Source organism: Pseudomonas sp. Pse79 (assembly GCF_024519615.1).
GTDB classification, from domain to species: domain Bacteria; phylum Pseudomonadota; class Gammaproteobacteria; order Pseudomonadales; family Pseudomonadaceae; genus Aquipseudomonas; species Aquipseudomonas veronii.
On record NZ_JALJRR010000018.1, the window covers coordinates 98,341 to 120,136 of the forward strand.

At 62.9% G+C, this 21,796-nt stretch carries 22 protein-coding genes; 12 read left to right on the plus strand and 10 right to left on the minus strand.

Annotation, left to right across the window (positions count from 1 at the left end):
• Positions 1-26: 26 nt before the first annotated feature.
• Positions 27-620, minus strand: a complete 594-nt coding sequence (locus NR164_RS21555; protein ID WP_232566396.1) for a nitroreductase family protein — start codon at positions 618-620, stop codon at positions 27-29.
• A 153-nt stretch (positions 621-773) separates the two neighbouring features.
• Here NR164_RS21555 and NR164_RS21560 point away from each other — a divergent pair, with 153 nt between their 5' ends.
• Both NR164_RS21560 and NR164_RS21565 read left to right on the plus strand, forming a co-directional pair.
• A complete protein-coding gene (locus tag NR164_RS21560) occupies positions 774-1,223 on the plus strand; it encodes a YcgN family cysteine cluster protein (RefSeq protein ID WP_017848747.1) in 450 nt (149 codons plus the stop codon).
• A 13-nt stretch (positions 1,224-1,236) separates the two neighbouring features.
• Positions 1,237-2,457 carry a hypothetical protein gene (locus NR164_RS21565; RefSeq protein WP_256823244.1) on the plus strand — a complete coding sequence of 407 codons (1,221 nt, stop codon included), beginning with the start codon at positions 1,237-1,239 and terminating at the stop codon, positions 2,455-2,457.
• A gap of 65 nt (positions 2,458-2,522) precedes the next feature.
• Here NR164_RS21565 and NR164_RS21570 read toward each other — a convergent pair whose 3' ends face one another.
• The 4 genes from NR164_RS21570 to NR164_RS21585 all read right to left on the minus strand — a co-directional run bounded on the left by NR164_RS21570 (position 2,523) and on the right by NR164_RS21585 (position 4,730).
• Entirely contained in the window at positions 2,523-2,873 is a 351-nt protein-coding gene (locus NR164_RS21570; protein WP_046490402.1) for a DUF2892 domain-containing protein, read from the minus strand.
• Positions 2,874-2,941: 68 nt separating this feature from the next.
• A complete protein-coding gene (locus NR164_RS21575; RefSeq protein ID WP_017848750.1) occupies positions 2,942-3,409 on the minus strand; it encodes an RNA methyltransferase in 468 nt (155 codons plus the stop codon).
• A 199-nt stretch (positions 3,410-3,608) separates the two neighbouring features.
• On the minus strand, positions 3,609-3,983 hold the full coding sequence (locus NR164_RS21580) for a YajD family HNH nuclease (RefSeq protein WP_003210675.1): 375 nt from the start codon (positions 3,981-3,983) through the stop codon (positions 3,609-3,611).
• 60 nt (positions 3,984-4,043) lie between these two features.
• Positions 4,044-4,730, minus strand: a complete 687-nt coding sequence (locus NR164_RS21585) for a spermidine synthase (RefSeq protein WP_017848751.1) — start codon at positions 4,728-4,730, stop codon at positions 4,044-4,046.
• A 78-nt stretch (positions 4,731-4,808) separates the two neighbouring features.
• Here NR164_RS21585 and NR164_RS21590 point away from each other — a divergent pair, with 78 nt between their 5' ends.
• Positions 4,809-5,087 carry a hypothetical protein gene (locus NR164_RS21590; RefSeq protein WP_017848752.1) on the plus strand — a complete coding sequence of 93 codons (279 nt, stop codon included), beginning with the start codon at positions 4,809-4,811 and terminating at the stop codon, positions 5,085-5,087.
• 34 nt (positions 5,088-5,121) lie between these two features.
• On the opposite strand, the gene NR164_RS21595 is transcribed toward NR164_RS21590, so the two are convergent.
• Positions 5,122-7,176: a S9 family peptidase gene (locus NR164_RS21595; protein WP_057004996.1), complete on the minus strand. Its 2,055-nt coding sequence runs from the start codon at positions 7,174-7,176 to the stop codon at positions 5,122-5,124.
• Between the two features lie 21 nt (positions 7,177-7,197).
• Between NR164_RS21595 and NR164_RS21600 the strand changes: the two genes are divergently transcribed.
• The 4 genes from NR164_RS21600 (at position 7,198) to NR164_RS21615 (ending at position 10,049) form a co-directional block, all read left to right on the plus strand.
• Complete coding sequence (locus NR164_RS21600) at positions 7,198-7,731, plus strand: hypothetical protein (RefSeq protein ID WP_017848754.1); 534 nt, start codon at positions 7,198-7,200, stop codon at positions 7,729-7,731.
• Positions 7,732-7,761: 30 nt separating this feature from the next.
• Complete coding sequence (locus tag NR164_RS21605; RefSeq protein ID WP_169865089.1) at positions 7,762-8,538, plus strand: class II glutamine amidotransferase; 777 nt, start codon at positions 7,762-7,764, stop codon at positions 8,536-8,538.
• 11 nt (positions 8,539-8,549) lie between these two features.
• Complete coding sequence (locus tag NR164_RS21610) at positions 8,550-9,092, plus strand: DUF2937 family protein (RefSeq protein WP_017848756.1); 543 nt, start codon at positions 8,550-8,552, stop codon at positions 9,090-9,092.
• A gap of 216 nt (positions 9,093-9,308) precedes the next feature.
• Positions 9,309-10,049, plus strand: coding sequence for a 5-oxoprolinase subunit PxpA (locus NR164_RS21615; RefSeq protein ID WP_079443071.1), 741 nt, complete (start codon positions 9,309-9,311; stop codon positions 10,047-10,049).
• 25 nt (positions 10,050-10,074) lie between these two features.
• Here NR164_RS21615 and NR164_RS21620 read toward each other — a convergent pair whose 3' ends face one another.
• Together NR164_RS21620 and NR164_RS21625 are read right to left on the minus strand one after the other, a co-directional pair.
• Positions 10,075-11,253 (minus strand): VWA domain-containing protein, encoded by a 1,179-nt coding sequence (locus NR164_RS21620; protein WP_046384330.1) that lies wholly within the window; start codon positions 11,251-11,253, stop codon positions 10,075-10,077.
• Between the two features lie 11 nt (positions 11,254-11,264).
• Positions 11,265-12,110, minus strand: coding sequence for a MoxR family ATPase (locus NR164_RS21625; protein ID WP_017848759.1), 846 nt, complete (start codon positions 12,108-12,110; stop codon positions 11,265-11,267).
• Positions 12,111-12,366: 256 nt separating this feature from the next.
• Here NR164_RS21625 and cysK point away from each other — a divergent pair, with 256 nt between their 5' ends.
• Both cysK and NR164_RS21635 read left to right on the plus strand, forming a co-directional pair.
• Positions 12,367-13,341 carry a cysteine synthase A gene (cysK, locus tag NR164_RS21630; RefSeq protein WP_256823245.1) on the plus strand — a complete coding sequence of 325 codons (975 nt, stop codon included), beginning with the start codon at positions 12,367-12,369 and terminating at the stop codon, positions 13,339-13,341.
• Positions 13,342-13,527: 186 nt separating this feature from the next.
• Positions 13,528-14,466 (plus strand): aspartyl/asparaginyl beta-hydroxylase domain-containing protein, encoded by a 939-nt coding sequence (locus NR164_RS21635; protein ID WP_017848761.1) that lies wholly within the window; start codon positions 13,528-13,530, stop codon positions 14,464-14,466.
• 134 nt (positions 14,467-14,600) lie between these two features.
• Here the strand turns inward: NR164_RS21635 and acnA are convergent, their stop codons facing one another.
• Complete coding sequence (gene acnA / locus NR164_RS21640; protein WP_017848762.1) at positions 14,601-17,342, minus strand: aconitate hydratase AcnA; 2,742 nt, start codon at positions 17,340-17,342, stop codon at positions 14,601-14,603.
• 195 nt (positions 17,343-17,537) lie between these two features.
• Here acnA and rlmM point away from each other — a divergent pair, with 195 nt between their 5' ends.
• Positions 17,538-18,614 (plus strand): 23S rRNA (cytidine(2498)-2'-O)-methyltransferase RlmM, encoded by a 1,077-nt coding sequence (rlmM, locus tag NR164_RS21645; RefSeq protein ID WP_256823246.1) that lies wholly within the window; start codon positions 17,538-17,540, stop codon positions 18,612-18,614.
• A 27-nt stretch (positions 18,615-18,641) separates the two neighbouring features.
• The gene (gene tusA, locus NR164_RS21650; RefSeq protein WP_017848764.1) at positions 18,642-18,893 is read left to right on the plus strand and encodes a sulfurtransferase TusA; all 252 of its coding nucleotides are present in this window, start codon (positions 18,642-18,644) and stop codon (positions 18,891-18,893) included.
• Between the two features lie 116 nt (positions 18,894-19,009).
• On the opposite strand, the gene NR164_RS21655 is transcribed toward tusA, so the two are convergent.
• Positions 19,010-20,404 (minus strand): MATE family efflux transporter, encoded by a 1,395-nt coding sequence (locus NR164_RS21655; RefSeq protein WP_256823247.1) that lies wholly within the window; start codon positions 20,402-20,404, stop codon positions 19,010-19,012.
• Between the two features lie 180 nt (positions 20,405-20,584).
• On the opposite strand from NR164_RS21655, the gene pdxB reads away from it, so the two are divergent.
• Positions 20,585-21,727 carry a 4-phosphoerythronate dehydrogenase PdxB gene (pdxB, locus tag NR164_RS21660; RefSeq protein WP_017848766.1) on the plus strand — a complete coding sequence of 381 codons (1,143 nt, stop codon included), beginning with the start codon at positions 20,585-20,587 and terminating at the stop codon, positions 21,725-21,727.
• Positions 21,728-21,796 lie beyond the last annotated feature (69 nt).

Sequence of the window (21,796 nt, forward strand, 5' to 3'; positions counted from 1 at the left end):
CTGGCGAGCCAGCTCCCACGTCAGTCCTAGAGACTGAAATCGCCTTGCGAAACCAGCTCGCTCAACGGCTTGCGCGGGCTTGGGGTCTCACGGCCTTGCAGGTACTCGGGCAAGCTCGACTTGTCGCCCAGCTTGCCAATCGCGACCGCCGCATGCAGCGCGTAACCCTCGGGAATCTTCAGCTCCTTGCGCGTCAGCGCCTGATCGAAGCCGGCCATGCCATGGCTGTGCCAGCCGCTGAGGCTGGCCTGCAGCGCGAGGTAGCCCCAGGCCGAACCGGTGTCGAAGGTGTGCCACAGCGCCGGGGTTTCTTCGCTGGCGCCGGGGGCGATGAAGTCGGTTTTCGAGGCGATGATCACCAGGGCCGACGCATGCTGCGCCCAGTTGCGGTTGAATTCGTTCAACAGGCCGAGGAAACGTTCCCAGTCCGGCGTGTCACGGCGCGCATAGAGAAAACGCCAGGGCTGCGAGTTGTAGGCCGATGGCGCCCAGCGCGCGGCTTCGAAAAAACTCAGCAGGGTTTCCTGCGGGATGCTCTCGCCGGTAAAGGCGCGGGGCGACCAGCGGTCAGTGAACTGGGGGTTGATCGGGTAATCGGCAGCGCGGGGGTTGGTGCTCATGGGCAGTTCCTGATCGTCAATTCGGCGCTCAAAGCTACTGCGCTCCCGCTAGACTGACAAGTCTTGCAACACCGCCAGTCGTAAGCGCTTGGCCCCAGTGGCCTTGGGCACTAGACTGGCGGCCTTTTCACCCACCGATACCGATGTAGAGCCATGGCCGCCAAAGTCGAACCTTTCTGGATACGCAAAACCCTTGAACACCTCGATCAGGAGGAGTGGGAGTCGTTGTGCGACGGCTGTGGCCTGTGCTGCCTGCAAAAGCTCGAGGATGAAGACGACAACAGCGTCTATTACACGCGCATCGCCTGCAAACTGCTCGACCTGAAAACCTGCCAGTGCACCGATTACCCCAACCGCCGCGCGTCGGTGCCCGACTGCATCCAGCTCACCCCGGGCCAGGCCGACCAGTTCAAGTGGTTGCCGCCCACCTGCGGTTACCGCCTGGTCAGCGAGCGCAAGGACTTGCCGCTGTGGCATCACCTGGTCTGCGGCGACCGTGACGCCGTGCATCACGAACGCATTTCCCAGTCCGGACGCATGCTCCGCGAAGGCAGCGTGCCCGAAGAAGACTGGGAGGATTACCTGATTTTCCGCGCTGGCTGAACAAGGAGCGAGTATGAGGGGGCTGACCCGGCTGGCGGCAAGCCTGGTGTTGCTGGCGCTGAGCACACCGGCGTGGTGCGCGAAGAAAGTCGACCTGGACTATCACGTCAAACTGCTGCCCCAGAGCGATCAGGCTGAGGTGCGCGTGAGCCTGTCCCAGGGTTCGGCGGTGCGCAGCCTGGATTTCGAGCTGGGGCGCGACGGTGACTACAGCGATTTCAAGGCCGATGGCCAATGGAAAGTCAGTGGCCATCGCGGCCTTTGGCAACCCAGCGCCGACAAGGCCAGCCTGACCTACCGTGTACGCCTCAGCCATGCGCGCAAGCCGGGTATCTATGAAACGCGCATGACGCCGGGTTGGGCGCTGTTTCGCGGGGAAGACCTGGTGCCGACCGCGCACCTCGACCAGCAGGACGGCGTCGAGCTGGTCTCGCGCCTGGTGTTCGAGCTGCCGACGGGCTGGAAAAGCGTCGAAACCGCCTGGCCGCGTATCGGCAAGCACACCTTCCGGATCAACAACGTCTCGCGCCTGTTCGACCGGCCCACCGGCTGGATGCTCGCCGGTAACCTCGGCAGCCGCCGTGTGCGCCTGGGCGAAACCGACGTCACCGTGGCCTCGCCCAAGGGCCAGGCCATGCGCCGTATGGATGTGCTGACGTTGCTGACTTTCGTCTGGCCGCAGGTGGAAGCCGCGTTCCCGCGTCACCCCGCCAAGCTATTGATTGTCGGCGCCAGCGACCCGATGCGCCGTGGCGCCTTCTCGGCGCGCGACTCGGTCTACCTCAACAGCCGCACGCCGCTGGTCAGTGAAAACGGCAGCAGCCCGTTGATCCGCGAAGTGGTGCATGCCATCGGCCGCTTCAGTGACCATGATGCCAGCGACTGGATCAGCGAAGGCCTGGCGGAGTATTACGCGATCGAACTGCTGCGCCGTGGCGGCGGGATCACCGATGAGCGCTATGCGGCGATACAGGCGCGGTTGACCCGCGAAGGCAAGGACGTCACCAGCCTGCGTGGCGAGCACGTCAGCGGCGCAACCGTGGCGCGGGCAGTGGTGGTGATGCAGGAGCTGGATCGCGAGATCCGCGTGAAAACCCACAACAAGCGCTCGCTGGATGATCTTGCGCAAGTGGTGATGCGGGCGAACAGCGTCAGCACCCCAGAGTTTGTGCGACTGGCCCAGAGCATTATCGGCGAGTCGTCGGTGGTGCTGGACTCCAAGCTGTTGCGCTGACCCAGAATAAAGGTGGGAGCAAGCTGCCTCCCACATCTGGATCAGCAACAGGCAGAAGACTTGGCTCAGCCGGTAGTTTTTGTGGCCTTTTCGGCCCCCGCTTGCGCCTTGGTCTTCAGGTTTTTCAACTCGTCACCGGCCCGCTCGATTTTCGTGCGCAGGCTGTTCATTTCCTGGCGACCTTGTTCCAGCTTGTCCTTGAGCGAACTGTGCCCGGTAAACCCACGCGTCAGCGCCACGCCGCCAATCGCCACCTGGAGCAGCCCGAAAATCCCGCCACGGCGCAGGCCTTTGCCGACCATGATCACGCCGCCGGCCACCGAGCCGATGCGCTCCCAACCGTGTACGTTCTGCGTGGGGCGGGCCTGGCGTGGGGTGGATTCAATGACAGGTCGCAGGGTTTTGCTGTCGCTCATGATCGGTCTCCAACAAGGGCTAGTGATACGCAACTGACTGTGTGCAGGCGCCGGATGTTCCCGGCAACTCAGTATTTGGGCCCCGAGCGGGTGTTATTGCCCTTGGCCAGACGGTCGTAGAGCACCACGTTGACGGTGGCGGCGAGGTTCATGCAGCCGGTGGTCGGGATGTACACCACGTCTTCACACCAGTCGCGAATCTCTTTGTCGAGGGAGCCGTCCTCGGGGCCGAAGATGTACAGCGCGCGGTCGGGGTGGGTGTATTCGGGCAGCGGGCGGGCGCCGTCCACCAGTTCGACGGCGACCGGGATGCAGCCCAGCGGCAGGATTTTTCTCAGGTCATCGATGCCGATCAGCGGAATGTCGTGGTGGACCTTCTTGGTGTCGGTGATGAAATCCCGGGCGCGCTCGTAGCGTTTGCCGGTGTAGAACACCGAGGCCACGCCGTAGCAACCGGCGGCGCGCATCACCGAACCGACGTTTTCGGGGGATTTGGGGTTATACAGACCGATGCAGCTGTAGCGTTTATTGCCCACGGGGAAGGGTGCCTTGGAGAAAAGCGGCGATTATACGGGGATTGGTCGGGCTGTGGTCGCTATCGAGCGCTGCGCTGCTGGCACTGCTGCCTTCGCGAGCAAGCCCGCTCCCACATTGGTCCGTGTCCATGCTCTGGAATGCGGTCAAGGGTAGGAGCGGGCTTGCCCGCGAAGAGGGCGGGGCAGCCCGCGCGCAACTTCAGTCGTCTTTCTTCATCAACCCTGCCAACGCTGCGAACGGGTTGTGCGTGGCCTTGGCGATCGTCGGGCTGCTGGTGGAGCCTTCGCCGAAGTACTGCTGGTCGGTGTAGCGCGAGTGCTCGTTGTCGTGGCAGTACAGGCACAGCAACTCCCAGTTGGACCCATCCTGGGGATTGTCGTCATGGTTGTGGTTGCGGTGGTGTACGGTCAGTTCGCTCAGGCGCTTGCCGGCGAACTCACGGGCGCAGCGGCCGCACACGTGGGGGTACATTTTCAGGGCTTTGTCGCGGTAGCCCATTTCCCGGTCGCGCTGGGCATCGGCGAGGATGCGGTCGAGCTTGGCGGTGTGGGAGGGCGGGTTGGTCGAGCTCATCATGGCTCCTGTCTTCGGGTGGGTCACGGATAGGGTTGATTCTAGCCAATCGCGGCGCAATTAGCCCTTGAGCTTTTCCGCAATCCAGATGGTGTGCCGCGTGCCCTTGTTGCCATGGGCGAACACTTGCACTTCCTCGGCCTTGAAACCGGCCTTGCGCAGCTTGTCGCTGAACAGCTTGTCGGCGCTGGCCGACCACACCGCAAGTACGCCCTTGGGGCGCAGGGCCTTGGCGCAGGCGGCCAGGCCACCGGCGGAGTAGAGCCAACTGTTGGCTTTTTGCGTAAGGCCTTCGGGGCCGTTGTCCACGTCGAGCATGATCGCATCAAAGCCCTGGGGCTCGGCTTGCAGCACCTTGGCCACGTCTTCCATGCGGACCACGGTGCGCGGGTCAAGCAGCGGGCGCCCGGCCTTTTCGCCCAAGGGGCCACGGTTCCATTCCACGACACCGGGCACCAGTTCTGCCACCACCACTTCGGCGGTCTTGCCCAGGTGCTTGAGGGCCGACGCGAGGGTGAAACCCATGCCCAGCCCGCCGATCAATACCCGCGAACCGGGGCGGCCGGCGACTTTGCGACAAGGGATTTCTGCCAGCGCGTCTTCGGAGCCGTGCATGCGCGTGTTCATCAACTGGCCGCCGTCGCCGCCCTGGATCTTGATGACAAAGTCCTCGCCGTATTCGAACAGGCACAAGGCACCGCCGTTGTCGGGGATCGGGGTGGTGTCCAGCAGAACGAAACGTTTCATGGAGATCTCATTGGGAAGGGCATTCTTGCGCGGTTGGGAGTAGCCTTACGACATTCCGGTCAGGCCATGGAGCCATCGATGAAGTGCAGCATTCTAACGGTCATTGTGTTGGGCGCGCTCACATTGGGTGTGGCGCAGGCTCAGGAGTTGCAAACCGTACCGGTTGCGCCGGCGCCAACCCCAGGCGCGCCGGGCACCCCCACCCCGACGCTGTATCCGCAAGTCACCCCGCCGGCGGTGCCCAAGACGAACGGCTCGCCGCCGCTGGTGCCTATCGTGTTACCTGCGCCACCGAAGGACCAGACGGTCCCCGGCGTGCCGCCGAACGACAGCAAGCCGAAGACGCCCGGCGGTTAACCGCGTCGAGCGCTCCGGCGTTCAGACAGGACCGCTAAACCAGCCCCAGCGCCTTGAACACAAATGCATATTCGAGCGCTACGTCACGTAATCCCTGGTAACGCCCGCTCATGCCGCCATGGCCGGCCCCCAGTTCGGTCTTGAGCAGCAGCAGGTTGTCGTCCGTCTTGGTGTCGCGCAGCTTGGCCACCCACTTGGCCGCTTCCCAGTACTGCACGCGGCTGTCGTTGTAGCCGGCGATCACCAGCAGGGCCGGGTAGGCCTGGGCGCGCACGTTCTCATACGGCGCATACGCCTTGATGCGCGCATAGACCTCGGGCTCCTGCGGGTTGCCCCACTCGTCGTACTCGGTGACGGTCAGCGGCAGGTCCGGGTCGAGCATGGTGTTGAGCACGTCGACGAACGGCACTTCGGCAATCGCCGCCTGGAACAGCTCCGGACGCTGGTTGAGCACCGCGCCGATCAACAGGCCACCGGCACTGCCGCCGCTGATCACCAGCTGTTTGGCGCAGGTCAAACCCTGTGCGATCAGGTGTTCGGCACAGGCGATAAAGTCGTTGAACGTGTTCTGCTTGTGTTCTTGTTTGCCATTGCGATACCAGGCTTCGCCCAGCTCGCCGCCGCCGCGCACATGCGCAATGGCAAACGCGACGCCACGGTCCAGCAGGCTCAGGCGCGCATGGGAGAACCACGGATCGAGGCTCTGGCCGTAGGCGCCATAGCCGTAGAGGTACAGCGGCGTCGGTTTGCCAAGCTGGTCGCGCTTGACCACCAGGCTGATCGGCACCTGGGTGCCATCGGCGGAGGTTGCCCACAAACGCTGGCTGACGTAATCGTCGGCGTTGAAGACGCCGAGTACCGGGGTTTCCTTGAGCACCTGTTGCGCGCCGCTGGCCAGTTCCAGCTGGCGCACCTGGGCCGGACGGTTCAGGGCTTCGTAGCGCAGGCGGATCTTGTCGCTGGGGAATTCCAGGCTGTTTTGTACGTAGAGGCTGTAGGCAGCGTCAGGCAATTCCACACGATAGGTCGGTAGACCCTGGGGATGCACTTCGATGACCGGCAGGCCGCCGATGCGCAGGCTCAAGGTCATGGCGCCGGCATTCAGGCTCACGCCGTCGAGCATCACCTCATCGCTATGGGGGATCAGGTTTTTCCAGTCGGCCTGGGTCGGCACGCGGCCGGTGTCGGCGGCGACGAACAGGGCGTAGTTGATGCCGTCGCGGTTGCTGCGGATGAACCAGGTCCACGCGCCGTCGAGCTGGCCGTGGTCGACGTCGTACTCGTGGTCTTCGACCCGTGGCGCCAGGCAGGTGAAGTCCAGGTGCGGCTGGTCGGCGTCCAGCGCCCAGATTTCACTGGTGGTCTTGCTGCCCAGGGCCACCAGCAACTGGCGCTCGGAGCTGGAGCGGTAGCAGTGCAGGAAGAAACGCCCGTCGGTCTCGTGGAACACTTCCTGCGCGGCGGTGCCGTCCAGGCGATAGCGGTAGAGTTTGTGCGGACGATGGGTGTCGTCCAGTTCGCCGAAAAACAGGGTCAGGCTGTCATTGGCCCAGGTCATGCTGCCGTCGCAGTTATCGAACGCCAGTTCGCTGACTTTGTCGGTGGCCAATTCCTTCACGTACAGGGTGTAGATCTCTTCGCCATTGGTATCGAGGCTGTAGGCCAGGCGCTGATGGTCGGGGCTGATGCTGAACGCACCGAGGGAGAAAAAGCCGCCGTTGGCCAGCACGTTGGGGTCGAGCAACAGCTCCTCGCTGCTGTCATCCACCTGGTTGCTGTCGTCGGCCGGGCGCCGGCAGCGGTAGTGGCGGGCGTATTCGTCGCCGGCGGTGGTGCGCGTGTAATACAGGTACGGGCCCCAGGGGGAGGGCAGCGACAGGTCGGTTTCGAGGATACGGCCCTTGATCTCTTCGAACAGGGTTTCACGCAGCGCCTGTTGCCCGGCGAGTTGGGCTTCCTGCCAGGCGTTTTCGGCTTTCAGGTAATCCATCACTTCTGCGCTGTCACGCACTTGCAGCCAGGCGTAAGGGTCCTGGCCTGGGGCCTTGCGGGCAATCGGGGCGGCAGTGATGGGGGTCGATGGCGGCATGGATCACTCTCTGTCTGGCGGATGGTGGCAGGCATTGCAGCCGCGACACGCAAAAGCCGTTATCATAGCGGCCTGTTTGCCTACCTTGCCATGGACACCATGACCGAGAACGATTATCTGACCGCTTGGGGCCTTTACGCCTTCGCTGCTTTGGGCTGCCTGTTGGTGTGGTGGCGCATGACCCGCTGGATCTGGCGCTGGTTGCGCGAGCCACTGCAATTGCTGATGGCCGTGCTGCTGTTGAGCCCGACCATCGTCGACCCGGTCAAGACCCAGTTCGCGCCGGCCGTGGCGATTACTGCGCTGGACCTGGTGCTCAAGGTCGGCAATAACGCCTGGCGGGCCGTCTCCGACTTGTTCATGTACACGATGATCGCCTTTGGCGTGTACCTCGTGTTTGTGTTGATCCGCTGGCCCATCGAGCGCGCCGCCAATGCCCGCCGTGAGCGCAAGGCCGCCGCTGATGCCGCCTTGGCCGCCGAGCCCGAAGACGATGACGAGCCGTTCCGTCGCCCGGCGCCTGTGGGCGGTATGCGGGTCGAACCGCGCCTTTAACGTTGTCTGCCCTGCAGCGAGAGCCCTGGCATGTGTGAATTATTGGGCATGAGTGCCAACGTCCCCACCGATATCGTGTTCAGCTTTACCGGGCTGATGCAGCGCGGTGGGCGTACCGGCCCCCACCGCGACGGTTGGGGCATCGCGTTCTATGAAGGCCGTGGCCTGCGCCTGTTCCAGGACCCGGCCGCGAGCAGCGAATCGGAAGTTGCGCGGCTGGTGCAGCGTTATCCCATCAAAAGTGAAGTGGTGATTGGCCATATCCGCCAGGCCAACGTGGGCAAGGTGTGCCTGTCCAATACCCACCCGTTCGTGCGCGAGCTGTGGGGGCGTAACTGGTGCTTTGCGCACAACGGCCAATTGGCCGACTTCAAACCGCGCGCCACGTTTTACCGGCCGGTGGGCGACACCGACAGCGAAGCGGCGTTCTGCGACCTGCTCAACCGCGTCCGCGAGGCGTTCCCGGAGCCGGTGGAGATCGAGCGGATGCTGCCGGACCTGATCGCCGCCTGCACCGAATACCGCAGCAAAGGCGTGTTCAACTGCCTGCTCAGCGACGGCGATTGGTTGTTCTGCTACTGCACGACCAAATTGGCCCAGATCACCCGGCGCGCTCCGTTCGGCCCGGCACGCTTGAAAGATGTCGACGTGATCGTCGATTTCCAGGCCGAAACCACGCCCAACGATGTGGTAACGGTGATCGCCACCGAACCCCTGACCGACAACGAAAACTGGACCCGCTACGAACCGGGCCAGTGGAGCCTGTGGCGGCGCGGTGAATGCGTCAGCCAGGGCATTACCGAGTAAGGAAGTCGACTATGTTGCTCAGCTATCTGCGGTTGGTGTTGTTTGCCATTGGCTTGTTGGTCGGTGTGCAAGTGCCGGGGTTCATCAATGACTACGCCAAGCGCGTCGAAGCCCACCTGATCGAGGCCCAGACCGGCCTGCGCGGCTTTGAATCCACCGCGCAACAGTTCTTCAACGGCGACTTGCAGGCCCTGGTCGCCCACTACCGCGCCAGCGACGACCCGGTGTTTCGCAGCGATGCCAACAGCCTCGGCACGCTGTTGGATCGTCAGTTGGCGCTGGACAAGCAATTCCAGGCCATGCAGGGCCCCTGGTACATTCGCGCATTGCAGGTAGCGGTCGCGGCCGACCCGGCGATCCGCCTGGAAACCTGGAACGGCTACAGCTACCAGATCCTGCTGACCCCCGAAGCCATGGGCTGGGGCCTGGGCGGGGCGATGTTGTTGTCGTTCGGCCTGGAGTGCCTGTTCCGCTTGATCGACTGGGTGGTGCTGGGCGGCAAGCGCCTGCGCCAGAGCCGGCCGATCGAAGAGCGTGATTTGAAAGGGCTGTAGAAAGGCCTGTAATGGTGGGAGGGGGCTTGCTCCCACCGTTTTAATCGCGTTCCTTCAACTTCTGGGGTCGACCTTTATGGGGTGGACACCGTCCCGGACACACGCCAAAAATCGCGCCGTTTCACGATAAGTGTCGCTGGGAGGGTGGGATAAGTTGCGAGTCTTGTGTAAAAGATCCCACACTACAAAAAAACAAAGCCTACAGGAGCACTCAGCGTGAGCCGTCTGCTATTGAATTGCGACATCGGCGAAAGCTATGGCAACTGGAACCTGGGTCTGGACGCTGAGGTCATGCCGTTCATTGATTGCGCCAACGTGGCCTGCGGCTTCCATGCCGGCGACCCGAGCGTCATGCGCAAGACCGTCGGCCTGGCGCTCAAGCATGGCGTGCTGGTCGGGGCGCACCCGGCGTATCAGGACCTGCAAGGTTTCGGCCGCCGTTCCATGGCCTACACGCCCGAAGAAATCCAAGACCTGTTGCACTACCAGATCGGCGCGCTCGACGGCATTTGCCGCGCCCAGGGCGGACGGGTCAGCTACGTCAAACCCCATGGCGCGATGTACAACGACATGATGGCCAACCCCGCGCAGTTGCGTGCGGTGATCCAGGCCGTTGCCGCTTACGGCGAACTGCCGCTGATGCTGCTGGCCACCCGCGACAACTGCGCGGCCCAGGCGCTGGGCGACGAATACGGTGTGATCCTGTGGTTCGAGGCGTTCGCCGACCGTGCCTACGACAACAAGGGGCACCTGGTTTCCCGCCAATTGCCCGGCGCGGTACACCACGATACCGAAGCCATCATCCAGCAATCCCTGACCATTTCCCGTGGCGAACCCTTGACCGCCAGCGATGGCAGCCCTTTGGTCCTGCGGGCCAATACCTTGTGTGTGCATGGCGATAACGCCAGTTCGGTGGCCTCCGTGCAGCGCATTCGCGAAGCGTTGAAGTGCCAGTGACGCCACGCCTATGGGAGATATCGGGTTACTTGGAAAGGAACCGCATGCCTTCTTCCAGCCCGCGCAAGGTCAGCGGATACATCTGGTCTTCGACCAACTCCCGCACGATCCCGGTCGACGCCGTATAGCCCCAGGTGTCCTTCGGATACGGGTTTATCCAGATCAGCTTCTTGTACTTGGCCATGAAGCGCTGCATCCACACATACCCCGGCTCCTCGTTCCAATGCTCGACGCTGCCGCCGGCCTGGGTGATTTCATACGGCGCCATCGAGGCATCGCCGATAAAGATCACTTTGTAATCGGCGCCATATTTGTGCAGCAAGTCCTGGGTGGAGGTGCGCTCCGACGTGCGGCGCTGGTTGTTCTTCCACACCGACTCGTACACGAAGTTGTGGAAGTAGAAGTACTCCAGGTGCTTGAACTCGGTCTTGCACGCGGAGAACAGCTCTTCGCAGATCTTCACATGGGCGTCCATCGAGCCGCCGATGTCGAACAGCAACAGCAGCTTGATGGTGTTGCGCCGTTCCGGGCGCATCTGGATATTCAGCAAGCCGGCATCGCGGGCGGTGTGGTCGATGGTGCCGTCGATGTCCAGCTCTTCCGCCGCACCCTGGCGCGCGAACTTGCGCAGGCGGCGCAGGGCGATCTTGATGTTGCGCGTGCCCAGTTCCACCTGATCGTCGAGGTTCTTGTACTCGCGCTGGTCCCAGACTTTCACCGCCTTGCCCTGGCGCTTGCCCGCATCGCCGACGCGGATGCCTTCCGGGTTGTAGCCGCCGGAGCCGAACGGGCTGGTGCCGCCGGTGCCGATCCACTTGTTGCCGCCGGCGTGACGCTCTTTCTGTTCTTCCAGGCGCTTCTTGAACTCTTCGATCAACTTGTCCAGGCCGCCGAGGGACTGGATCTGCGCGCGTTCTTCGTCGCTCAGCGAGCGTTCGAACTCCTTGCGCAGCCAGTCTTCGGGGATCAGCGCCTGCAGGTGGTCGTCGAGCTTTTCCAGACCGTTGAAATAGGCGCTGAAGGCGCGGTCGAACTTGTCGAAATGGCGTTCGTCCTTGACCAGGATCGCCCGGGCCAAGTAGTAGAACTCGTCCATGTCGGCGAAGATCACCCGCTGTTTCAGGGCGTTGATCAGGTCGAGCAGCTCGCGCACCGACACCGGCACCTTGGCTGCACGCATTTCATTGAACAGGTTGAGCAACATGGCAGGCGCCCTTATCGGTTACCGCGACGGCTCATGAACGCCAGGCGTTCGAGCAATTGCACGTCCTGCTCGTTCTTCACCAGCGCACCGGCCAGGGGCGGGATGGCCTTGGTCGGGTCGCGTTCGCGCAGTACCGCTTCGCCGATATTGTCGGCCATCAGCAGCTTGAGCCAGTCGACCAGTTCGGAGGTGGAAGGCTTTTTCTTCAGGCCCGGCACTTTGCGCACGTCGAAGAACACGTCCAGCGCTTCGCTGACCAGGTCTTTCTTGATGTCGGGGTAATGCACATCGACGATCTTTTGCAGGGTGGCGCGGTCGGGGAAGGCGATGTAATGGAAGAAGCAGCGGCGCAGGAACGCATCCGGCAGTTCTTTTTCATTGTTGGAGGTAATGATGATGATCGGGCGTTTCTTGGCCTTGATGGTCTCGTCGATTTCGTAGACGTAGAACTCCATCTTGTCGAGTTCTTGCAGCAGGTCGTTGGGGAATTCGATGTCGGCCTTGTCGATTTCGTCGATCAGCAGGATCACCCGTTCCTCGGCCTCGAAGGCTTCCCAGAGCTTGCCCTTCTTCAGGTAGTTGCGCACGTCATGCACCTTGTCCACGCCCAGCTGCGAGTCGCGCAGGCGGCTGACCGCATCGTACTCGTACAGGCCCTGGTGGGCCTTGGTGGTGGACTTGATGTGCCAGGTGATCAGCTTGGCGCCGAAGGATTCGGCCAACTGCTCGGCGAGCATGGTCTTGCCGGTGCCCGGCTCGCCCTTGACCAGCAGCGGCCGCTCCAGGGTGATGGCCGCGTTGACGGCCAGTTTCAGGTCATCGGTGGCAACGTAGGCCTGGGTGCCTTCGAACTTCATCGGTCATTCCTCGAATTCATCAATGCCCGACTATACCGTGCGGCCCCGGCGACTGTGAACGCAGACGGGTTATTCAGTCTCTGAATGACCAGTCACGCGTGCGCTCAGTCGATCGAAGGCGTGGTTGTTCCCGGGGCTGTTCTGCGGGCTTGTAGGAGATTGACTATTGCGATGTCTCCGACGTTCCTCTGACTGGACGCTTTGGAAGACGAGGCATACCCTTGGGGCTTTCTTCAAGCCGCCTCAAGGACCCGTCATGAGCCGCATTTTTGCAGACAACGCGCACTCCATCGGTAACACGCCTCTGGTTCAGATCAACCGCATCGCACCGCGTGGCGTGACCATCCTGGCCAAGATCGAAGGGCGTAACCCGGGTTATTCGGTGAAGTGTCGCATTGGCGCGAACATGATCTGGGACGCGGAAAGCACCGGCAAACTCAAGCCGGGCATGACCATTGTCGAACCGACCTCGGGCAACACCGGTATCGGCCTGGCGTTCGTCGCCGCGGCCCGTGGCTACAAACTGGTGCTGACCATGCCTGCGTCGATGAGCATCGAGCGCCGCAAAGTGCTCAAGGCCCTGGGCGCCGAGCTGGTGCTGACCGAACCGGCCAAGGGCATGAAGGGCGCAATCGACAAAGCCGCGGAAATCCTCGCCAGCGACCCGGCCACCTACTACATGCCGGCGCAGTTCGAAAACCCGGCCAACCCGGCGATCCACGAAAAAACCACCGGCCCGGAAATCTGGAACGACACCGACGGCGCCGTCGACGTGTTGGTGGCGGGCGTGGGTACCGGCGGCACCATTACCGGGGTGTCGCGCTATATCAAGAACACTGCGGGCAAGCCGATTCTGTCGGTGGCCGTCGAGCCGATCGTCTCGCCGGTGATCACCCAGGCGCTGGCCGGTGAAGAGATCAAGCCGAGCCCGCACAAGATCCAGGGCATCGGCGCCGGGTTCGTGCCGAAGAACCTCGACCTGTCGATGGTCGACCGCGTGGAACTGGTGAGCGACGACGAATCCAAGGCCATGGCCCTGCGCCTGATGCGGGAAGAGGGGATTCTGTGCGGGATCTCCTGCGGCGCGGCGATGGCGGTCGCCGTGCGCCTGGCCGAGAAGCCGGAGATGCAGGGCAAGACCATCGTGGTGATCCTGCCGGACTCCGGCGAGCGCTACCTGTCGAGCATACTGTTCAGTGATTTGTTTACCGATCAAGAAAACCAGGCTTGATGCAAATCAGCGTGTGAGCGGGGGCCTTATGCATAATTGGCCTACCCTCGCGCCGTTTTAAACGCTGATTGTTGGACTGCGCGGGTTTTTCCCGAGGTCCGGAGTGTTTATCATGGCCGGCTGCTACGCCTGGTTTCCCCTCGACGGGAGGTTGTTGGCCAGGCGCTTATTTCCAGGAGTTGCTGCATGACCTTTTCTTTGGCCGCCAAACTGTCGGTGTTGCTGGTGTTTATCGGCAGCACGCTGTACGTACACCTGCGCGGCAAGGCCCGTTTGCCGATGTTGCGCCAGTTCGTCAACCACTCGGCGCTGTTTGCCCCGTATAACGCCTTGATGTACCTGTTCTCGGCCGTGCCGTCCAAGCCGTACCTGGACCGCAGCAAGTTCCCGGAACTGGACGTGCTCAAGGACAACTGGGAAGTGATCCGCGAAGAGGCCATGCACCTGTTCGACGAGGGTTACATCCGCGCCGCCGAAAAGAATAACGACGCCGGCTTCGGCTCGTTCTTCAAGAAGGGCTGGAAGCGTTTCTACCTCAAGTGGTACGACAAACCGCTGCCGTCGGCCGAGGCCCTGTGCCCGAAAACCGTGGCCCTGGTCAGCAGCATTCCCAACGTCAAGGGCGCGATGTTCGCGCTGTTGCCGGGCGGCAGTCACCTCAACCCGCACCGCGACCCGTTTGCCGGTTCCCTGCGTTATCACCTGGGCCTGTCCACGCCGAACTCTGACGACTGCCGCATTTTCGTCGACGGCCAGGAATACGCCTGGCGCGACGGTGAAGACGTGATGTTCGACGAGACCTACGTACACTGGGTGAAGAACGAGACGGAAAAGACCCGCGTGATCCTGTTCTGCGACATCGAGCGCCCGCTGAGCAATCCGCTGATGACCCGCATCAACCGCTGGGTCAGCGCGCAACTGGGCCGCGCCACCGCGCCGCAGAACCTGGACGACGAACGCGTCGGCGGCATCAACCAGGCTTATGCCTGGAGCAAGTCGTTCAGCGACAAGATCAGCAGCGTGGTCAAGCAGTGGAAGCGCAAGCATCCCAAGGCCTACCGCATTGCGCGGCCGGTGCTGGCGGTTGTCGTCTTGGTACTGCTGTGGAAGTGGCTCTTCGGCTGACTTGAAGCTTTAAATGCGGTCAAAACTGTGGGAGGGGGCTTGCCCCCGATAGCGGTGTGTCAGTCATCAGATGTATCGACTGATCCACCGCTATCGGGGGCAAGCCCCCTCCCACATTTGGCCTCCAGCGACCTTTAGCTGGCGATTAACTGGCGCAGCACATAGTGCAGGATGCCGCCCGCTTTGAAGTATTCCACTTCATTGAGGGTGTCGATCCGGCACAGCACGTCGATCTTCTCGCTGCTGCCATCCTCGCGGGTAATCACCAGGGTCAGGTTCATGCGCGGCACGAGCTGCGCGTCGCTGAGGCCCAGGATGTCGATCTTCTCCTTGCCGGTGAGCTTGAGCGCCTTGCGGTTCTGGTCCAGCTTGAACTGCAACGGCAGCACGCCCATGCCCACCAGGTTGGAACGGTGAATGCGCTCGAAGCTTTCGGCGATCACTGCCTTGACCCCTAGCAGATTAGTACCCTTGGCCGCCCAGTCGCGGCTCGAGCCGGTGCCGTACTCCTGGCCGGCGATCACCACCAGCGGCGTGCCGGCGGCCTGGTACTTCATGGCGGCATCGTAGATCGGCATTTTCTCGCCGGTGGGCACATACAGCGTATTGCCGCCTTCCTCGCCGCCGAGCATTTCATTGCGGATACGGATATTGGCGAAGGTGCCGCGCATCATCACTTCATGGTTGCCGCGGCGTGAGCCGTAGGAGTTGAAGTCGCGCGGTTCCACGCCTTGTTCGCGCAGGTAATGACCGGCGGGGCTGTCGGCCTTGATGTTGCCGGCGGGGGAGATGTGGTCGGTGGTCACCGAATCGCCCAGCAGGGCCAGGACGTTGGCGCCGTGGATGTCCTTGATCACTGGCAGCGGCCCGGCGATGTCGTCGAAGAACGGCGGATGCTGGATGTAGGTGGAATCCTTCTGCCACACGTAGGTCGCGGCCTGCGGCACTTCGATGGCTTGCCACTGTGCGTCGCCGGCGAACACCTCGGCGTATTCCTTGTGGAACATGCCGGTGCTGACCTGAGCGACCGCGTCGGCAATCTCCTGGCTGCTTGGCCAGATGTCCTTGAGGTAGACCGGATTGCCGTGTTGATCGTTGCCCAACGGTTCGCGGCTGATATCGATGCGTACCGTACCGGCCAACGCATACGCCACCACCAGCGGCGGCGAGGCCAGCCAGTTGGTTTTCACCAGCGGGTGGACGCGGCCTTCGAAGTTGCGGTTGCCGGACAGCACCGACGCCACGGCCAGGTCGGCTTTCTGGATGGCTTTTTCAATCGGCTCGGGCAACGGGCCGGAGTTGCCGATGCAGGTGGTGCAGCCATAACCCACCAGGTCAAAACCGAGCTTGTCCAGGTATTGGGTGAGGCCGGCGGCCTTGTAGTAGTCGGTGACCACTTTGGAGCCGGGGGCCAGGGAGGTTTTTACCCAGGGTTTGCGGGTCAGGCCTTTTTCCACGGCCTTTTTCGCCACCAGCCCGGCCGCCATCATCACGCTGGGGTTGGAGGTGTTGGTGCAGGAGGTGATCGCGGCGATCACCACGGCGCCATTTTTCAGACGATAGGTCTGGCCGTCGTACTCGTAGTCGGTTTCGCCCACCAGATCGGCATTGCCCACGGCCACACCGCCGCCGCCTTCGCTTTCCAGGCGGCCTTCTTCCTTGTTGGTCGGTTTGAATTGCAGGTCGAGGAAGTCACTGAACGCCTGGCCGACATTCGGCAGCGACACGCGGTCCTGCGGGCGTTTCGGCCCGGCGAGGCTGGCTTCGACGCTGCCCATGTCCAGGGCCAGGCTGTCGGTGAACACCGGCTCCTGGCCGGCGTTGCGCCACAGGCCTTGGGCCTTGGTGTAGGCCTCGACCAGTTTGACGGTCTGCGCCGGGCGACCGGACAGGCGCAGGTAGTCCAAGGTCACCTCATCCACCGGGAAAAAGCCGCAGGTGGCGCCGTATTCCGGGGCCATGTTGGCGATGGTGGCGCGGTCTGCCAGGGGCAGGTCGGCCAGGCCGTCGCCGTAGAACTCGACGAATTTGCCGACCACGCCTTTCTTGCGCAGCATCTGGGTGACGGTCAGCACCAGGTCGGTGGCGGTGATGCCTTCTTTCAATTTGCCGGTGAGCTTGAAGCCGATCACTTCCGGAATCAGCATCGACACCGGCTGGCCGAGCATCGCCGCTTCCGCTTCGATCCCGCCCACGCCCCAGCCGAGCACGCCGAGGCCGTTGATCATGGTGGTGTGGGAATCGGTGCCGACCAGGGTGTCGGGGAAGGCGTAGGTGCGGCCGTCTTCGTCCTTGGTCCACACGGTGCGGCCGAGGTATTCGAGGTTGACCTGGTGACAGATGCCGGTGCCCGGCGGCACCACGCTGAAGTTGTCGAAGGCGCTCTGGCCCCAGCGCAGGAAGGCGTAGCGTTCGCCGTTGCGCTGCATTTCGATGTCGACGTTTTGCCCGAACGCGGCGGTGGTGCCGAACTTGTCGACCATCACCGAGTGGTCGATCACCAGGTCCACCGGCGACAGCGGGTTGATGCGCTGCGGGTCGCCACCGGCCTTGGCCACGGCGGCGCGCATGGCGGCCAGGTCGACCACGGCGGGCACCCCGGTAAAGTCTTGCATCAGCACGCGGGCCGGGCGGTACTGGATCTCGCGGTCGGACTGGCGCTCTTTGAGCCAGGCGGCGATGGCCTTGAGGTCGGCGCCGGTGACGGTTTTGTTGTCTTCCCAGCGCAGCAGGTTTTCCAGCAGCACCTTGAGGGACATCGGCAGCTTATCCAGGTCACCCAGGCGCTTGGCGGCTTCGGGCAAGCTGAAATAGTGATAAGTCTTGTCGTCGATTTGCAGGGTTTTAAGGGTTCTCAGGCTATCAAGGGATGACATTACATGACTCCTTATGGTCCGCACGGCTACGGACCTGACGGGACGAACAGAACTATCAAACTAGCCCTGTTTTCAGTAGCTGGCTAATTACTGGACTCTATGGACAGATCCAAGGTTCCGAAGTCAGTTATCATGCGCGCGTTTTCATGACAGACATTGCGATAGCGCAAGTCCGTCGGGTCGCCAGGAGAGTCGATGAACACCCTTTTTATGCACTGCCGCCCGGGTTTTGAAGGCGAAGTCTGTTCCGAGATCGCGGAACACGCCGCGCGCCTGAACGTTTCCGGCTACGCCAAGGCCAAGACCGGCAGCGCCTGCGCCGAATTTGTCTGCACCGAGGAAGACGGCGCCCAGCGCCTGATGCAGGGCCAGCGTTTTGCCGAGCTGATCTTCCCGCGGCAGTGGGCGCGCGGGGTGTTCATCGACCTGCCGGAAACCGACCGCATCAGCGTGATCCTCGCGCACCTGCGCGAATTCCCGGTGTGCGGCAGCCTGTGGCTGGAGATGGTCGACACCAACGACGGCAAGGAGCTGTCGAACTTCTGCAAGAAATTCGAAGTCCACCTGCGCAAAGCCCTGCTGAACGCCGGCAAGCTGGTGGACGACCCGAGCAAGCCGCGCCTGCTGCTGACCTTCAAGAGCGGCCGCGAAGTGTTCATGGGGCTGGCCGAGTCGAATAACTCGGCGATGTGGCCGATGGGCATCCCGCGCCTGAAATTCCCCCGCGATGCGCCCAGCCGCTCGACCTTGAAGCTGGAAGAGGCCTGGCACCACTTCATCCCCCGCGACCAGTGGGACGAGCGCCTGCACGGCGACATGACCGGCGTCGACCTGGGCGCGGCTCCGGGCGGCTGGACCTGGCAACTGGTCAACCGGGGTATGCTGGTGACCGCCATCGACAACGGCCCCATGGCCGAAAGCCTGATGGACACCGGCCTGGTGCAACACTTGATGGCCGACGGTTTCACCTTCGTGCCCAAGCAGCCGGTGGACTGGATGGTGTGCGACATCGTCGAAAAACCGGCTCGCAACGCCGCCTTGCTGGAAACCTGGATCGGCGAAGGCTATTGCCGTGAAGCGGTGGTCAACCTGAAACTGCCGATGAAGCAGCGTTACGCCGAGGTCAAGCGTTTGCTCGAGCGCATCGAAGACGGCTTCAAGGCACGCGGCATTCGCGTGGAGATCGGCTGCAAGCAGCTGTACCACGACCGCGAGGAAGTGACCTGCCACCTGCGCCGCCTGGTGGATGTGAAGAAAACCAAGGCCCGTTAAACTGAGCGCCTGCTGCAGGAGTAATCAATGAGCGATATGACCGACACCGCCGTCGACGGCACCCTTGATGCAACGGGCCTCAACTGCCCGGAGCCGGTGATGATGCTGCACCAGCACATCCGCGACCTGCCGCCTGGCGGTCTGCTCAAGGTGATCGCGACCGACCCGTCGACCCGCCGCGACATTCCCAAGTTCTGCGTGTTCCTTGACCACGAACTGGTGGCTCAGCAGGAACAGGCCGGTACGTACCTGTACTGGATTCGCAAGAAGCTCGACTAAGCCCCCGATTCCTGTAGGAGCGAGCTTGCTCGCGAAAACCCCGAGAGCGCCACGTCAAACCAGGCAAGCTGCGTTATCGCTGGCGACCTTCGCGAGCAAGCGCGGGTGTGTGCTGCTTAACCCCGCACCTTGTCCCGGCGAATGCGTCGGCGTGCGCTGCGCGCCAGGCGCACCAGCAACATCCCCGCCGCGCAGCTCAGGCCCACGATCAGCCCCTGCCACAAACCGCTGGGGCCGCTCGCCGCGCCCAGCCAGTCGGTCAGCCCCAGGGCGTAACCCACCGGCAAGCCCACGCCCCAGTAGGCAAACAGGGTCAGCACCATGGTCACGCGGGTGTCCTGATAGCCGCGCAAGGCACCGGCGGCGGTGACCTGGATCGAGTCGGAAAACTGGAACAGCGCGGAAAACACGATCAGCGTCGACGCCAGGTGGATCACCACCGGGTCCGGGGTGTAGATCGCCGCGATCTGCTCGCGAAACACCAGCATCAGGCTGCAGGACAGGCAGGCATACGCCAGCGCCGTGCCCATGCCGACCCCGGCAGCGAAGCGCGCTTCACGCGGCAGGCCACGGCCGAGGGCCTGGCCGACGCGCACGGTGACGGCCGTGCTCAGGGAGTAAGGGATCATGAACACCAGGGAACTGACGTTCAGGGCGATCTGATGGCCGGAGACCACCGTGGCGCCCAGGCTGCCGATCAGCAGGGCGATCACCGCGAAGATGCTCGATTCGGCAAAGATCGCGATGCCGATCGGCAGGCCGATGCCCAATACGCGCTTGATCACCGCCCATTGCGGCCAATCGAAACGCTTGAACAGTTCGCTGCTCTGGTACGCCGGCCCCCAGCGCGTCCAGCCCGCCAGGCCGAGCATCATCACCCACATCACAATGCCCGTGGCCCAGCCGCAGCCCACGCCGCCCATGGCCGGCACGCCGAAATGGCCATAGATGAAGATGTAGTTCAGCGGGATATTCAGCGCCAACCCGCACAGGCCCATGACCATGCTCGGGCGTGTGCGGCCCAGGCCGTCGCTGAAACAACGCAACACGTAATACAGGGCAACGGCCGGCATGCCTGCGGCGATGCCGTGCAGGTAGCCCATGGACGGTTCGATCAGGTCGGGTTCAACCTTCATCGCGTGCAGGATCGGTTCGGCGCTGAGCAGCAGCAGTGACGCGATGATGCCGACCACCACCGCCAGCCACAGGGATTGGCGCACCAGCGGCCCGATCTCGCTGTAGTGACCGGCGCCATAGCGCTGGGCGACTTTCGGCGTGGTGGCCAGCAAGGTGCCGGTCATCAGCAGGTACACCGGAATCCAGATCGAATTGCCCAGGCCCACCGCCGCCAGGTCCTGCGGGCTGACGCGCCCGGCCATCACCGCATCGACGAAGCTCATAGCGGTGGTTGCCAGTTGGCCGATCATGATCGGCACGGCGAGTGTCAGCAGGCCGCGCACTTCCCGGCTGATGCGGGCGGGACGGGTGAGGGTGGCGGTGGCGGTGTTCACGTGCAGATGTCCAAAGAAGAGCGCAGGACGGCGGATTCTACGCGTTGACGCAGCGGTCAGGAAAAAACCTGTGTTAGCTATTTGTAAGCGATCTTCCAGGCGCCGCAGCGTCCACCTTCGATCTGCGGTGGAACACCGATCGCATCCCTGTACACTGCTGTTCCGCCAAAGGAGCCTGCCATGCTGATTGTTGCCGACGAAAATATTCCGCTGCTCGATGCTTTCTTCCAAGGATTTGGCGAAATACGCCGGGTGCCCGGCCGTTCCATTGACCGCGCCACCGTCGAGCAGGCCGATGTGCTGCTGGTGCGCTCGGTGACCAACGTCAACCGGGCCTTGCTCGAAGGTTCCAAGGTGCGCTTTGTCGGCACCTGCACCATCGGCACCGATCATTTGGACCTCGACTATTTCCAGCGTGCCGGCATTCAATGGTCCAGCGCGCCCGGCTGCAATGCCCGTGGCGTGGTGGACTACGTGCTGGGCAGCTTGCAGACCCTGGCCGAGATCGAGGGCGCCGACCTCAACCAGCGGACTTACGGTGTCGTCGGCGCCGGTGAAGTGGGCGGGCGTTTGGTCAAGGTGCTCAAGGGCCTGGGCTGGAACGTGCTGGTCTGCGACCCGCCGCGGCAGATCGCCGAAGACGGTGACTACGTCAGCCTGGAGCAGATCATCGAGCAATGCGACGTGATCAGCCTGCACACGCCGTTGACCAAGTCCGGCAACGGCTCCACCTGGCACTTGTTCGACCGCGAGCGCCTCAACCGCCTCAAGCCCGGTGCCTGGCTGATCAACGCCAGCCGTGGCCCGGTGGTGGACAACGCCGCCCTGCGTGACGTGCTGCTTTCGCGTGAAGACCTGCAAGCGGTGCTGGATGTGTGGGAAGGCGAGCCCGAAGTGGATGTCGACCTGGCCGACCTCTGCGTGCTGGCCACCCCGCACATCGCCGGTTACAGCCTGGACGGCAAGCAGCGCGGCACGGCGCAGATCTACCAGGCGTTCTGCGCGCATCTGGGCCAGGCGCCGGCGATTGAACTGAGTGATTTGCTGCCGCCGCCGTGGCTGGCCGAGGTCCACTTGAATGCGTCTACCGACCCGGCCTGGGCGCTGGCGACGTTATGCCGCAGCGTGTACGACCCGCGTCGCGACGATGCGGATTTCCGTCGCAGCCTCGTGGGAACGGTGGACGAGCAACGCAAGGCGTTCGATCTGCTGCGCAAGCACTATCCGGAGCGCCGTGAGATCGATGGCTTGAAGGTGCGTATCCATGGGCAATCGGCGCTGTTGTCCGGCATCGTCGAGGCATTGGGCGCTGAGCTGCTGTAGGAACGAGGTCACAAAAAAATCTATGGTCACCCCCATTTTTGCAATACTGATCAACGGGTGGTGTGGTTG